At 66.8% G+C, this 12172-nt stretch carries 10 protein-coding genes and 2 pseudogenes; 6 read left to right on the top strand and 6 right to left on the bottom strand.

Annotated features, from left to right (window positions below; translation table 11 throughout):
- Positions 1-308: 308 nt before the first annotated feature.
- The 3 genes and pseudogenes from ACFYY1_RS40825 to ACFYY1_RS40815 all read left to right on the top strand — a co-directional run bounded on the left by ACFYY1_RS40825 (position 309) and on the right by ACFYY1_RS40815 (position 3643).
- Positions 309-1631, top strand: coding sequence for a PP2C family protein-serine/threonine phosphatase (locus ACFYY1_RS40825; RefSeq protein WP_388594966.1), 1323 nt, complete (start codon positions 309-311; stop codon positions 1629-1631).
- A gap of 28 nt (positions 1632-1659) precedes the next feature.
- A pseudogene (locus ACFYY1_RS40820) lies at positions 1660-2657 on the top strand (IS481 family transposase).
- A gap of 50 nt (positions 2658-2707) precedes the next feature.
- Positions 2708-3643 (top strand): IS701 family transposase, encoded by a 936-nt coding sequence (locus ACFYY1_RS40815; protein ID WP_388594965.1) that lies wholly within the window; start codon positions 2708-2710, stop codon positions 3641-3643.
- Between the two features lies 1 nt (position 3644).
- Here ACFYY1_RS40815 and ACFYY1_RS40810 read toward each other — a convergent pair whose 3' ends face one another.
- From ACFYY1_RS40810 to ACFYY1_RS40800, 3 genes are all read right to left on the bottom strand, one after another.
- Positions 3645-4835, bottom strand: a complete 1191-nt coding sequence (locus tag ACFYY1_RS40810) for a catalase family protein (RefSeq protein WP_388594963.1) — start codon at positions 4833-4835, stop codon at positions 3645-3647.
- A 55-nt stretch (positions 4836-4890) separates the two neighbouring features.
- The gene (locus ACFYY1_RS40805) at positions 4891-6243 is read right to left on the bottom strand and encodes a Dyp-type peroxidase (protein ID WP_388594961.1); all 1353 of its coding nucleotides are present in this window, start codon (positions 6241-6243) and stop codon (positions 4891-4893) included.
- A gap of 113 nt (positions 6244-6356) precedes the next feature.
- Positions 6357-6947, bottom strand: coding sequence for a hypothetical protein (locus tag ACFYY1_RS40800; RefSeq protein WP_388594959.1), 591 nt, complete (start codon positions 6945-6947; stop codon positions 6357-6359).
- A 715-nt stretch (positions 6948-7662) separates the two neighbouring features.
- On the opposite strand from ACFYY1_RS40800, the gene ACFYY1_RS40795 reads away from it, so the two are divergent.
- Positions 7663-8340, top strand: coding sequence for a GAP family protein (locus ACFYY1_RS40795; RefSeq protein WP_388594957.1), 678 nt, complete (start codon positions 7663-7665; stop codon positions 8338-8340).
- Between the two features lie 272 nt (positions 8341-8612).
- A complete protein-coding gene (locus tag ACFYY1_RS40790; protein WP_388594955.1) occupies positions 8613-8828 on the top strand; it encodes a hypothetical protein in 216 nt (71 codons plus the stop codon).
- A 111-nt stretch (positions 8829-8939) separates the two neighbouring features.
- Here the strand turns inward: ACFYY1_RS40790 and ACFYY1_RS40785 are convergent.
- Positions 8940-9221, bottom strand: a pseudogene (locus ACFYY1_RS40785) (transcriptional regulator); the annotation flags it as partial.
- A 45-nt stretch (positions 9222-9266) separates the two neighbouring features.
- The gene (locus tag ACFYY1_RS40780; protein ID WP_388594954.1) at positions 9267-10142 is read right to left on the bottom strand and encodes an IS5 family transposase; all 876 of its coding nucleotides are present in this window, start codon (positions 10140-10142) and stop codon (positions 9267-9269) included.
- 80 nt (positions 10143-10222) lie between these two features.
- On the opposite strand from ACFYY1_RS40780, the gene ACFYY1_RS40775 reads away from it, so the two are divergent.
- Positions 10223-11680 (top strand): membrane-associated oxidoreductase, encoded by a 1458-nt coding sequence (locus ACFYY1_RS40775; RefSeq protein WP_388594952.1) that lies wholly within the window; start codon positions 10223-10225, stop codon positions 11678-11680.
- An 81-nt stretch (positions 11681-11761) separates the two neighbouring features.
- On the opposite strand, the gene ACFYY1_RS40770 is transcribed toward ACFYY1_RS40775, so the two are convergent.
- Positions 11762-12043, bottom strand: coding sequence for a hypothetical protein (locus ACFYY1_RS40770; protein WP_388594950.1), 282 nt, complete (start codon positions 12041-12043; stop codon positions 11762-11764).
- Positions 12044-12172 lie beyond the last annotated feature (129 nt).

Here is a 12172-nt window from a genome sequence, read left to right as displayed (position 1 = left end):
CTGCCAGCAGGAGGCGCGGGCGTGCCGCTGGACGGATGCGTCACCGCGGCAGAACACCACGCCGGGCGGCTGACCTACCTGGCCGGCCAGGTAGGGAAACTGGGCCTTCCGGCACCTGGCTTTCTCGGACTTGCCGCCGCCCTGCTGCTACAAACGGCTCCCCAAGCTGACCATGTAGGGCACGACCTTAAAGGGAAGAAATAGAAGAAAATATCCCATAGAAAGCATTTAGGCTATGCGTGGCGAGTTGTGCACTGATCGTGCCGATAACCACCTTCTATTTAGACCCGACGAAGGAGCCTGCTGCTGTGGATGGTGAAGAAGAGCATGGCCATGCCAGTACCGAACTACTGCATGGCGACCTGCTTCGGATCGCCGATCAGCTAAAAGATCTGAGTCAGGCACAACAGAAATTGCAGACGCTGCTGGCGGCGATGTTGTCGGTCAGCCGTGATCTGGATCTGGGGCGGGTGTTGCGGCGGATCGTGACCAGCGCGATGGAACTGGTCGGCGCTCACTACGGTGCGATCGGCGTGCTGAGCGAGGACGGCCGCAGGCTGTCGATGTTCATCCCCGAGGGTCTTACCGAGCAAGAACGCGCCGACTTGGCGGGGGTGGATCTCCCGCAGGGCCGCGGGCTGCTCGGCTACCTGATCGAACACCCCGAGCCCCTACGAGTCGGTGACATCCCTCACCACCGGGCCTCGGCCGGCTTCCCGCGCGGCCACCCGCAGATGAAAACGCTGCTGGGCGTAGCCATCACCGTGCAAGGCCGCGTCTACGGAAACCTCTATCTTGCGGACAGGGGCGACGGCCTTCCTTTCGACTCCCGCGACGAGGACATCATCGTGGCTCTGGCAGGAGCGGCGGCCGTGGCCATCGAGAACGCCCGCCAGTATGAGCACGTCCGCGCCGACTCCGAGGAGTTCCAAAGATTGCTACTGCCGGAGGTGTCGGACAGGCCGCCATTCCGAACCGCCGCGGTCTACCGGCCGGCGTCCGAGCCCAACCAGCTCGGCGGAGACTGGTACGACGCGCTGGCCACCGCCGACGACACCTGCTACCTGGCCATCGGTGACGTCTGCGGGCACGACATGGCCGCCGCCGCGTCCATGTCCCAGACCCGCAGCATGCTTCGCGCCCTGCTCCACACCCGGCTCCACCGCCCCAGCCGAGTACTGACCCAGCTCGACCTGACCCTGCACGCCATCCCCCGCAACCTGGTGACGACCGCACTCGTAGCACGCGTACATCGCCACCACAACGCCTGGGTTCTGCAGTGGAGCAACGCCGGACACCCTCCACCGCTGCTTCTGGCACCGGGTCGCCCGGCGCAGTACCTCGACCGCGACCCCGGCCTACCCCTCGGCGTCGACCTACGCCTTCCCCGCCACGACCACTCCCAAGACCTCCCCCCGGGATCCACCATCGTTCTCTACACCGACGGACTGGTCGAACACCACCAGCGCTCCCTGACCGACGGCCTGCGCACCCTCGCCGACATCGCCACCGCACATGCCGACCAGTACCCCGCACAACTGTGTGAGACGCTTGCCGACCAACATCCAGGTGACGGACATGACGACATCGCAGTCCTCGCCCTCCGCGTCCCCAACGGGCACCATTCGTGACCACCCGCAACGATGACGTCAGTCCGGGATGAATCACGTGGACGGAACCAGTGCGCAGGAAGCGGTCTGGACTCCGCCCCCGGCGACCTACGGCTCTCCGGGAGTCCGGGTTCTGCGTCTGGCCCGTTGCGTCGTCGAGGACGGCTGGCCCCTGCGGCGGGCGGCCGAGCGCTTCCAGGTCTCACCAACGACAGCCCAGCGATAGGCGGACCGTTACCGGCTGTACAGCGAGGCGGGCACGGCGGACCGGTCAAGGCGTCCGCACACCAGCCCACGCCGGACCCCGACGAGGACCGAACGACGGATCATCAAGGTTCGGATCCTGCGGCGGTGGGGACCGGCCCGCATCGCCCACCTGCTCGGCCTGGCCCCTCGACCGTCCACCGCGTGCTGACCCGCTTCGGCCTGGCCCGCCTGACCCACCTCGGCCGGGCAACCGGCCGCGCCATACGCCGCTACGAACGCGACCGGCCCGGTGAACTGGTGCACGTGGACATCAAGAAGCTCAGCAACATCCCCGACGGCGGCGGCCACAAAGCACTCGGCCGCCAAGCGGGCAGGAAGACCCGGTCCGAGGCCGACTGCAGCTAAATCCACACGGTCGTCGACGACCACTCCCGCCTCGCCTGCAGCGAGATCCTCACCGACGAGAAGAAGGAAACCGCCACCGGGTTCTGGCAACGGGCCCAGACCTTCTTCACCTCGTGCGGGATCACCGTTGAACGCGTCCTCACCGACAACGGTGCCTGCCACAAGTCCCATGCCTGGCGCAACACCCTGACAGCCGCCGGGATCACCCACAAGCGAACCCGGCCCTACCGTCCGCAGACCAACGGCAAAGTCGAACGGCTGAACCGCACCCTGCTCGACGAATGGGCCCACGCCCGCCCCTATCGCTCGGAACAAGAACGACGAGACGCGTTCACCCAATGGCTACACACCTACAATCGCCACCGTGGACACACCGCGCTCGCAGGTAAACCACCCGCAAGCCGCGTCCCCAACCTCACAGGGCAATACACCTAGTACTCCAGCAGCGGTTCGTGTCCTGAGCTGGTGCTTGTCGCTGTCCTGGTATGGAGGGGATGGCTGAAGTTGATTGCTGGGCCGTTGAGTTGGATTCGGCGTTCGTGCGGGTGGCGGGCCGGTTCGGGCGGGCGGACCTGCGGTGGCGGATGCGTGACTACGTTCGTGGCCTGCTGGGGCGGGCGACACGTAAGAACGGCTGGCAGCTCGCGGAATGGGCGGGCCACCGCACCCCGGACGGTTTCCAACGACTGTTGAACAGCAGTGTCTGGGACGTGGACGCTCTGCGTGACGACGTCCGTGACTATGTCGCTGAACGGCTCGGGCCAGGCGGTGTTCTGATCATCGATGACACCGGGTTCATCAAGAAGGGCACAACCTCGGCCGGGATTGGCCGGCAGTACACCGGCACCTCGGGAAAGACCGACAACTGCCAGATCGGGGTGTTCGCAGCCTACGCCACCAGCTCAGGCCGGGCACTGGTGGACCGGGAGCTCTGCCTGCCCAAATCCCGGGCGTCCGACCGTGAACGCTGCCAGGCGGCGAAGGTCCCCGCCGAGCGGGGCTTCGCGACCAAGGGCGAACTGGCCCGGGACATGGTCCGCCGCTGTCTGGCCGCCGGTCTGCCGGCTGCCGGGGTCACCGCGGACGAGGCCTACGGGCAGGACTGGAACTTCCGCCGCCTGCTCGAGCAGCTCGACATCGGATACGTGGTTGCGGTGCCCAAGTCCCAGCAGATCAAGTCTCTGGCCGGTATCTGGCGCATCGACCAGCTCATCGAAGAAGCACCCAGTGATGCCTGGCAGCGACTGTCTTGCGGTGACGGAGCAAAGGGCCCGCGGGTCTACGACTGGGCCGCGGCCAAACTGCCCGCCGACATCGTCTTCGACTCCGATCCGCCGACCCATCACCACTGGGTGAGGGTGTGGGCGGTGAGGCGGGCCCAGTTACGGAAGTTGCCGTGGGCGGCGCGGCTGTCGGCGTAGGTCATGTCTTCGGGGTCGCTGTCGGCCCAGATCGGGTGGTAGAGCGGGGGCTCGTTGCACGGCCCGGTGAAGTGCCAAGCGCCTCGTCGGCGCTGCAGGGCTCTGTGCGCGGCTGCTGGTTGAGGTTGTGGCGCGCGATGGAGGAGTGCCGGTAGACCTCCTTGCGGGCCCGCATGATGTTGCCCAGGGGTGAGTGCTCGGCGGTGACCCGCCATGGGGTGAAGGACAGTGAGTCCATCTTCTCCAGGTTCTTTGGGCCGGAGATGTCCTGCTGCGGCAGTCGCAGCTTCGCCACGGTGACGGATGGCGAGAGCTGTTCGGGCCACTCCACGGTGGTGTCCTCGACCGGCATGCGTTCCAGGTCGGTGCAGAGCTGGACCTGGATGTCGAAGGTGTAGGGGCGTTCTTGCAGTTCGGATTGGAGGGCCGGTCGGAAGACCTCCTGCGCGGAGGTCGGGTCGAGGGTGCGCCGGACCACTGCGGCGGCGGAGGAGGGGTCGGGGGTGATGCGTACCTTGGCGATGTAGTCGCCGTGCCGGACCGCGCCCATGGTCCAGTAGCTCGACAGCAGCAGGTTTGCTGGAGGGATCTTGGACAGGCGCAGGAAGGCCAGGAACTCGTCCCACGCCCAGTCTTCCTGGTCCAGCGTTCCCTTCCCGGTCACGAACTCGGTGAAGAAACGATGTGTGCCGGGTCGGCCCTGGGAGAAGTAGGCCGGCGCGTTCAGGAACAGTTCCTGGATGAACAGGTAATGCTCGACCGTGTTGCAGAAGAAGACCGGTCCGTTGATGTTGGCGTAGTCGAATGTGCCCGTGTCCGGTTCGTCTTCCAGCAGGGTCGGGCCGGGGATGTCGAACATCTTCAGTGCCAGTCCGGTGGCGGCGCCCAGTCGTGCGTCGGCTCCGGCGTGGGGCGAGCCGTTGGAGAAGCGGATGAGTGCATCGTGGGTTCCCGGGGTCGCGTAGATGCCTTGGGCGTACTCGGGGGGAAGCCCGTCCAGGATCTCCACTTCCCCTCGGACCAATCCGTAGCCCTTGGCGTGGGCGTCACGGAGGGCGCGTCCGGTGCCGCCGGCCTTGACCGACTCGGCGATGTAGCTCTCGGTTTTCTTGATCACTGTCTGCACGTTGCGGTCGAAGTGCGGGTCGGCGTCTTCGACATCAGGCGTGTAGCGGATGAACTGTGCTGGCATGGCTTCGACCTCTCCTCGGAGAGCGTGATCGGACCTCAGGGTGCAGGAAGTGCCGTCAGTCCTCCAGTTCGGCGAGCCAGCGCAGGGCGCGCAGGCCTGGCAGGAAGCAGTACTCGCCGCCGCGGGTGACGACGAAGCTGGGCAGGTTCTGCAGGCGGCGTCGGATCGGCTTGTCCGGGATGGTGGCGCTGCCGGTTCCGTCGTGGTGCCCGGCCACCGGGTCCTTCTCGCCGGGGTAGCCGATGAAGTTGCCGTCGTTGACCCACTCGGCCTTGATGAACTCGAACTGTCGCTCCAGATGGGCTCCGATGAAGACTCCGACCAGGCCCCGGTCGGCGCCGTCGTCCTCCAGTACGCCCTCGGGCAGCGGTGGGCCATAGGTGGTGCCGCGGCGGATGAGGCGGTGCATCCGTGCGTCGCCGATGATGGTGGCGTCGCGAGGGTTGGTGCGCCGGATGTGCGCACCGGCGGGGCACCGGTACCCTCGGTCGTCGTTCTCCCGGTACAGGAAGTTGTTGACGCGGTGCGGATCGGCCGCCAACTCCGGGTCATCGTGTTCCGGGGTCAGCGTCAGCGGTGCTCCGCTGGGCCAGCGTCCGACCATCTTTGCTGCCAGGAGTGCCTCCTCCTGGGGACTGGAGGTGTTCGCGCGCAGGTATCGGCGCCAGGCCGCCACGTTGGTGTGGATCTTGCGTACGGCCGCGTAGGTTCCGTTGCGTCCCAGCGTGTCGGGGCTGGGCATGGGCGGCAGGCTGCCGGTTTCGTCGGGGTAGCCGAGGATGAATTCGCCGGCCTTGATGGGGGCTTCCTGCGGGTTGGAGCCGGGCAGTCCGACGCCCTCGATGTTCGGATGACTGATGCCGTCGCGGAATCCGAAGGTGGTACGCCCGGTCGGGAGCTGGCGGACATCCTGCTGCCAGATCACCTGGACACCGGGGGTGTCCTCGTAGGCGGCACGGGCCCGCTCCAGCTCCTTGTCCAGCTGTGCCGTATTGGAGGACAGGGCGCTCAGGGCGATGTGGACATCGCCGGTTCCGAACGGTGCCTCCCAGTGGGCCGGTGCGCTCTCGCCCGTGTCGCCGATCAGCTCCGCCCGGGCGGCCATGCCCTCACGGAACGCCCGCGGAAAGCTGTCCAGCGACTCCTGGGGCACGCCCAGGGCTCTCAGTCCCTGGTAGGTGAACGCCACAGCCACCCAGGCGTTCTGGCTCCGGTCCGCGCTGGGCAGGCCGCCCGAGGTCAACGGGAGCAGCCGCCGTAGCAGGGTGCGTCCGGTGTGGCGGTCGTCGACGCGCAGGAAGATGAACTTTCCCTCGTACGGCACCGGCCGTGGACGCAGTGCCCCGCTCTGGACGTCATCGATCTCAACGCCCATATCGGCTGCGCCGCTGCTTGCCACCGCGTTCATGATCGCTTGTGCCTCCATATCGGCCTGTGTGTGGGCAGACTTGCAGTGGCCGACCCGCGCCCGACGCGGTCCACCGATCTCGGGTCGGTTCTGAGGGTTGGTTGTGTCGACTGCTAGGCCGAGGCTTCCTCCAGCAGCTTCTGGAAGGCAGGCGTGGCCAGCAGCTCCGCGTTGGCCGGGTTGTCCAGCATCGCCCGGAATTCAGCGGTGTCCAGCACCTCCTGGAACGCGTCGTCCACGCGGTGGTCCTTCCAGATCTGCTGAACGGTCAGATCGGGATAGGAGCTGACGAAGGCTCCTGCGGGGGCTTGGTGGGCGACGAACCAGTCCTTCACCCCTGGGTCGGCGACGCCGGGGAACCCTTCGCTGTGCGAGAAGATCTTGTCGAAGTTCGCCCCGATGACCGTATGGGCGAAGTCGTCGATGTAGGTGTCCCAGGAGCCGTCGAAGACGCTGGCGAACATGAACCGGGTGTCGTTGTCGAAGATCACGTGCCGTGCGTCGTGCAGGGTGCCGATCTGGCGCAGCGCCGCACGGGAGTCCTCCTTAGCCGACCCGCTGGTGAGCGCGGTGAGATCCTCACGCAGCGCATCCGCGTGGCCCGGCTTGATCTCGGTATAGACGGTGAACTCGCTGCAGACTCCATCCGACCTGCCCGGGCGCTCGGGGTGAGCCGATTGGGCTGCGCCTGTCGTCGCAGTCATCGTGGTGTCCTCCTGCCGCGGCCGGTGCGAGGGTCGCCAGGCACCCGAACATGAGGCACCATCGCCCTCACCTCTTCATCCTGACCGCATACGCATCGCGTCGCACCCCCGGCCCGGGACGATGGGGACACCCGGGGACGGTACATTGCGGGGCCCCGACACTGCGGTCCAGCCCGATCGGGTTGCCGCACTGACCGGCTACAGTCCGTGCCCGATTCCGCCGTCCGGGCGCCTCGCCCGCCGTCACCGTTCCGGGAGAGCTTTCAAGGGGTGCTGGCCTGCTGCCGAGCCCTTGGGGCACCACCGCGGAAGCGAGCAGGCCAAGGCCCTCGAGCCCCAAGAAACTCCCGAGGACAGATCCGTAAGGGGGCAGGACCATGGAATAGGGACCTGCCGAGATCCTCGTCGCGTTCCGGGCAGGTGCTTCCGCTTGGCCGGCAAGTGGCAGCGCCGTAGTCGGCAGAACGCTGTTTCGGTTGCCCCGTGAGCGGGATCGAGCGACGGAACGCTCAGCGGTCCGGAACATCGGGGCGAGCAGCGGACGGTACCGGCCGCTGAGGATCACTCTCCGGGGAGGTGGCGACCCAGTTCCGGGGCCCTTACGACACGCCCCGGACACGTCCGGGCAGTCCTGTGGGCGCGCATGCAGGCGGTCGGGGCAGCACCCCCCGCCTGGCCGGTCACCACCCGGACCCACCCCCACCTGGAGGCAATCATGGGCACGGTTCTCGGTGACGTACTGGGATTCGCGGCCGGCGTCGCGGTCAGCCCACTCCCGATCATCGCGATCATCCTTGTCCTCGCCACACCTCGAGGACGTCTCAATGGACCGCTCTTCACCGTCGGCTGGATCCTGGGACTGACGGCACTGGGCGCGGTGATGCTGGCAATCGCCTCCCCCGCCGGCGCCTCCGCCCACAACCACCCGGCCACCTGGGTAGGAGCTCTCAAGCTCGCTCTGGGTGTACTCCTCGCCCTCTTCGGCGCCCGGCAGTGGCACCGCCGCCCCAGGGAACCCTCGCAGGCCCAGCTGCCGAAATGGATGGGCGCGATCGACCGCCTCACACCGGTCAAAGTCCTCGGACTCGGAACGGCCCTGGCCGCACTCAACGCCAAGAACGCCCCGCTGACCATCGCCGCGGGCGCCACGATCGGCTCAGCAGGACTACCGGTCGGGCAGCAGATCGCATCGCTGGCCGTCTTCGTCCTGATCGCCACCCTCGGCCTGCTGGCCCCCCTGGCAGTCTTCCTGCTCGGAGGAGAGCGAGCAAAAACAACGCTCGGCAGCTGGAAGGACTGGGCAGCCCAGCACAACGTCGCCGTCATGGCAGTCCTGTTCTTCGTCCTCGGGCTGAAGCTGCTCGGAGACGGCATCTCCATCCTCGCCTCCTGACAGGCATACCCACGTGCGGCAAGGCAGTCCCATCACAGACGTACAGGCAGAGTGCACGATCAGCGACAGCACGGGGGGTTGCACAGGGTCCACAAGGACTTGAATCACCATCCTCGGCATCACCCGGTCGAGTCGTAACCACTGGCGTAAGACCGCAGCCGCCCAGGCAGCCCTGCAGACAGCCAACGAGCGGCTTCTCCAGCTCGCAGTGGTCCACCCGCGTGTTCACAGCGACCGGGAGAACACCGACCACCGGGACCAAGAGCACGACCGTGAGGACACCGTGGACGTCCTGCATGGACGGGGACGGGGCCAGGGTGCGGGTGAGCGGGGCGGCGGCCGGGGTGCTGCGGTTCAGCGAGGAACGCGAGAACACGCCCACCAGCCGTTTCAACGACCGCACCTGGCAGTACCTGCGCACCGCCACCGTGCAGGCGCGGACGACGAGCGTGCCGAAGCCGACCTCGCCGAAGCGCTCGATCAGCTGATGCGCAGGGCCCGTGCAAGACAGGCCATCGCCCAGGAGCAGCACCTCCTCGCCCGCACCACCATCCGCACTCCCCCACCACCCCGCTCCCGGCCCGGGGTTCAGGCGTCCGCAGGAGGTGCCGGGCGACGTTATGGCGGCGAACCTGGCGGTAGGCGGCGTCGATGCGCTCCAGGTTGGCGCTCGACGGCTGGCACCGCTCCTCCAGCCACGCCTGCAGCGTCCGGTCGGTCACCGCCAGCCCGGCGTCCCTGGCCGCCCGGCGGCTGCGCTCGGTCCGGGGCAGATAGTGCAGGCGCGCCATCAGGCCACGCTTCACGGTCACCGGGGTGACGATGCCGTCCGCCAGCTCGTTGAGCCTGCGTGCGACGGCGTCACTGCGATCTCGGCAGATGCGCTCTGGCCTTTCGCGGGCTAGGGCCTGTTGCGAAAGTACTGGTCACAGCCACTCATTGAGGACTGCGACCAACACGGTCGCCTCGTAGCGGACGGCCAGCTTTTCGTATCTCGTAGCCACAGCCCAGTGGCGCTTGAGGCGATTGATCCCGCACTCGACCGCATGGCGCTTGCGGTAGTCGGTCGTGTCGAACTTTGGCGGGCGGCCGCCGCGGGAGCCGAGCTTCTCGCGGTTGCGGATCCGATCCGAAGGGACCGGGATCGTCGCCTTGATGCTGTGCCTGCGTAGGAAGGCTCGATTCTTACGGGAGTCGTAGGCTTTGTCGGCACGGACCCGGTCCGGTCGTTTGCGTGGCCGACCTGGTCCGAGCCGGGGCACACGAATCGCCTCCAAGACCGGCTCGAACTGCGGGGAGTCACCCCGCTGACCAGCCGTGATCACAAAGGACAGCGGCTTTTGCCCCTGTTCAACCGCGAGGTGGATCTTGGTGGTCAGCCCGCCCCTGGAGCGTCCGAGCCCGTGGTCGGCCGGCTCTACGGCGATCCCTCCGGGCGGCGCCTTCTGGAGATCCCCCATTGTCGCTGCCCCAGCCGCGTGCTGGTGGGCACGGCAGACGGTGGAGTCGACGTTCACCTCCCGGGTGATCAGGCCCTTCACGTCCGCCTGCGCCTGGAGCTGAGTGACGATCCGGGCCCAGGTGCCAGCCCGCTGCCAGCGCCGGAACAGGTCATAACCTCGGTCCCACGGGCCGTATCGCTCGGGCACATCGCGCCACGGTGCTCCAGTCCGGGTCCGCCACCGTATGCCGTCTATCAGCTGCCGCCAGGTCCACACCGGCGGACGGCCCGGCTTGATGCCGTGCGGCAGTAGCGGCTCCAGTCGGGCCCACTGGCTGTTCGTCAGGTCACCACGATTCACAGCACGTGATCATTCACAACCAAGATCCACTTTCGCAATAGACCCCTATGCCCTCGCCCCTACGGGGTAATGTCCCGCAGGTGGAGATCGTGGAAATGACCTCGCTGGAACGTCGCCTCTGTCAGGCATTCCCTCGCGGCGAACCGATCGACCTCCGCCAGTCCCAGGACGAGAACGCCGAACACCCCAGTGCCTGGGGCCCCGAACGGACCGTCCGCGCCGAGGTCATCCGTACCCTCCTCCTCGGTGGTCCGTCCGAACCCGGCGAGGTGCCCGCCCTCTACCTCACCGGTGCGCGGATCACCGGCCTCCTGAACCTTCAGCACGCAGAGATACCGCACCCCATCTGCCTGAACGTCTGTCACTTCGAACATCCGCCAGACTTTCGCGGAGCGCAGACCCGTCAGCTTGACCTCAGTGCGTCCAGCCTCCCCACCCTCATGGCCACCGCCATACGCGTCGACGACGACCTCCGGCTCACTGGCTGCTGTATTCCCGGAAGCGTGCAGCTGGGCAGCGCACAAGTCTCCGGCGGAATCTTCCTCGACCGCGCCCGCTTCGGCGTCGACGGCGGGTGCGTCCTCCAGCTCAGCCATGCCTCCATTGGCAACGACATCTGGGCACCCCAACTGGTGGCCCACGGCGAGATCCGCATCGGAGCCGCCCGTATAGAAGGCGCCCTTGATCTCGAAGACGCCCACATCCATAACTCGGGAGGTGATGCCCTCAACGCCGCCCACCTGACGGTCGGGACCAGACTCAACGCGGGCGGCCTCGTGGCCGAAGGCCGCGTCAGACTCACCGCCACCAAGGTCACCGGCTGGCTCACCTTCATCGAGGCCCGGCTCCGCAACCCGGGCGGGGTCGCACTGGGCATCAGTAGCTGCGAGGCAGCAGGGTTCTCGCTCTGGGACGCGGCCCCAGTCTCAGGCCACGTCAAAATGCACTACGCCAACTTCAAGGTCATCCACGCCAAGCCCGAAGTCTGGCCCGTCACGGTACGTCTGGAGGGCCTGACATACGAGACCCTCGCTCCGCGCCTGCCGGCCGCACAACGGCTCGCCCTGCTCGAGCGAGACGAAGACGGCTTCGTACAGCACGCCTACGAGCAACTCGCTGCCTCGTACCGCCGCGTCGGTGACGACGCCGAAGCCCGTGCAGTCCAACTCGCCAAGCAACGCCGGCACCGGACCACGCTGCCATGGTACGGAAAACTCTGGGGCTACCTCCAGGACACCACTGTCGGCTACGGTTTCCGCCCCATTCGTGCTGTGGCCTGGCTCCTGGCTCTTCTACTCCTCGGCTCAGTCGCCTACGGACTGGACCATCCACCCGCGGCCGAGCGGGGCAAAGGCCCGGAATTCAACCCCGTCATCTATGCTCTCGACCTCCTCCTGCCCATCATTGATTTTGGCCAGGAAAAGGCATTCGCTCCGACCGGCCCTTACCAGTGGCTGTCGTATGTCCTGATCGCAGCAGGTTGGATCCTCGCCACAACCATTGCCGCCGGAGTGACGCGCAATCTGAACCGCCAATAGCCCGTCCTGCCTGCAAGTGAGGCGACCGTGCTGGTCGGAGCCCACAGTGATGGGTTGTGACCAGTACTTTCGCAACACGCCCTAGCGCCCCAGCTGCCAGGCAGCCGCGTAGCTGACGTCGAAGAGCCCGTGCTCTACCTCGTAGGTGAGGGCGTGGTCCGCGGTCGTGAAGGCTGCTCGTGCCTGCGGCTTCGTGATCGCTTCCGCGCTGTAGAGCGCGACCGGGTTCCCCTGCTCGTCCACCACCGTGACCTTTGGCGGGATCGCTGATCCACCGCTGACGGCGATCACGGGCTGGCCGTCCTTGTACTCCAACGCGAGCGTGCTTGCCTCCGTGCCTTCGGGTTGATTCTTCTCGCTCATGCCTTACCCCTCTCACCAAAATGTCACTTAAAGGCAATACCGCTGCTTTAAGGACTCTTCTGGCGTCTGCTGGTGGGTTTGGTGGGTGGGATGAGTGTGACTGTTCTGGCTGGTGGTTGTGGTGTGTTG

This window comes from Streptomyces sp. NPDC001890 (assembly GCF_042891445.1).
Taxonomy (GTDB): domain Bacteria; phylum Actinomycetota; class Actinomycetes; order Streptomycetales; family Streptomycetaceae; genus Streptomyces.
This window is presented reverse-complemented; position numbering and strand designations above follow the sequence as displayed.